Consider the following 2,167-nt stretch of genomic DNA (forward strand, 5'->3'; position numbering starts at 1 on the left):
CGGTTGCCGCGCCCGTCCAGCGTGACCGTGGGAAACAGCGAAGCCCGCTGCTCGCGCACCAGCGCGCGGGCCTGGGCATACGCGCCCACGGCGGCTGCGACGTTCTGGTTCGACACCTCAACGCGCGCGGCTAGCTGGTCCAGAACCGGGTCGCCAAACAATTGCCACCATGGCCCGCGTTGCAGCGCATCAGCCGGCGCGGCGGGCACCCAGCCTTGGGCTTGCTTGAAGCTGCTGACGTCTGGCGTGGCCGGGCGCTGGTAGTCGGGGCCGACGGCGCAGCCGCCCAGACTCAGCAGCAGGGCCATGGCGATCAGGCGGGGGGACAGGGTGGGGGGCATGGCGGACCTCATTGCAATGGCAGCGGCGCATCCGGATGACGGCTTAGCTGGCGCTCGGTCGGGCTGCGGCGGCGCAGCTTGTCGAGCAAGACATAAATGACCGGCGTGCTCAGCAGCGTCAGCAGCTGGCTGGCGATCAGCCCGCCGATGATGGTGATGCCCAGCGGGCGGCGCAGCTCGGCGCCTTCGCCAAAGCCGATGGCCAGCGGCAGGGCGCCCAGCATGGCGGCCAGCGTGGTCATCAAGATCGGGCGAAAGCGCAGCATGCAGGCCTCGCGCACGGCCTGCGCGGCTGAAATGCCGCGCGAGCGTTCGGCGTCAATCGCAAAATCGATGATCAAAATGGCGTTTTTCTTGACAATGCCGATCAGCAGAAACACCCCGATCAGCGCGATGATGGAAAAGTCCATCTTGAACAGCATCAGCGCCAGCACCGCGCCCACCCCGGCCGAGGGCAGGGTGGAGATCACCGTCAGCGGATGCACCAGGCTTTCATACAGGATACCGAGCACGATGTAGATCACCACCAGCGCCGCCAGAATCAGCAGCGGCTGCTGGTTTTGCGACTCCTGCGCGCTGCGCGCCGTGGCGGCAAAGCTGCCGCGCACATTGCTGGGCAGGCCAATGTCGGCTTCGGCCTGCCGCACGGCGGCTTCGGCGTCGCTGAGCGTGCTGCCTTCGGCCAGGTTGTAGGACACCGTGGTGGAGAGCTCGCCGTCCTCGTGGCTGACCGACGCGGCGGTGGTTCTTTCGCTGAACTGCGCAATCGCCGACAGCGGCACCATGGTGATGGCCGCGCCTGCCGCCGTGCTGCTGGCCGTTGCCGTCGTGCCGGCCTGGGTCGCGCCAGCCAGCGTGGTGCCGCTGCCGCCTTTGACCGGAATGTAGATGTCCTTGAGCGACTCCGGGCTGCGGGTAAAGCGCGGCGCCACTTCCATGATCACGCGGTACTGGTTCAACTCGGTGTAGATGGTGCCGACCGGGCGCTGGCCGAAGGCGTTGTAAAGCGCGTTGTTGACATCGCGCGAACTGATGCCGAGCCGAGCCGCGCTCGCCTTGTCGACCGTCACCATGGTCTCGACACCGTTTTCTTCCTGGTCGGTGTCCACGTCGGTCAGCGCCGGCTGGCGCTTCATCTGGTCGGCCAGGCGTGTGGCCCAGCGCGACAGATCAGCCGCGTTGTCGCTTTTCAGCGTGTACTGGTAAGTCGAGTTGCTCTGGCGGCCGCCGCCGCGCAGGTCCTGCACCGGGTTCAGAAAGAGGGTGACGCCGGTCACCTGCGCCAGCTGCGGCCGCAGCCGCGCAATCACCGCCTGGCCCGCTTCGGTGCGCTGCGCCACCGGCTTGAGGTTGATGAACATGAAGCCGCCGCCCGAGCGCGAGCCGCCGGTGAAACCGACCACGGTGTCCACCGCCGGATCGCGTTCAATGATGTCGACCAGTTCCCTGAGCTTGCCCTGCAGTGCCTCGAACGAGATGCTCCGGTCGGCGCGCAGGCCGCCCCGGATCTGCCCGCTGTCCTGCTGCGGAAAATAGCCCTTGGGCACCTTGACATAGAGGTAGACATTGAGCGCAATCACCGCCAGCAGCATCGCCATCACGGTCCGCCGGTGGGTCAGCGCCCAGTCCAGGCTGACTTCGTAGCCGCGCAGCAGGCGGTTGAAGCCGGTTTCAAAGCCCCGCGCCAGGCGCCCCGGCGGCTTGCTGTGGCCGGCCGGCTTGAGCAGCCAGGCGCACATCATGGGCGTGGTGGTCAGTGAAATCACCAGCGAAATCAGCACGGCGGCCGACAGCGTGACGGCGAATTCGCGGAACAGCCGGCCGGT

1 protein-coding gene and 1 pseudogene are annotated in these 2,167 nt (G+C 67.1%); both read right to left on the reverse strand.

Annotated elements, in window-relative coordinates; genetic code table 11:
* Nucleotides 1–341, reverse strand: a pseudogene (locus tag IV091_RS02635) (RND transporter); the annotation flags it as partial.
* An 8-nt stretch (nucleotides 342–349) separates the two neighbouring features.
* A partial coding sequence (locus IV091_RS02640) for an efflux RND transporter permease subunit (protein WP_293464732.1) occupies nucleotides 350–2,167 on the reverse strand: 1,818 nt, incomplete at its 5' end.

The organism is Polaromonas sp., from assembly GCF_018780625.1.
Taxonomy (GTDB): Bacteria; Pseudomonadota; Gammaproteobacteria; order Burkholderiales; family Burkholderiaceae_C; genus Polaromonas.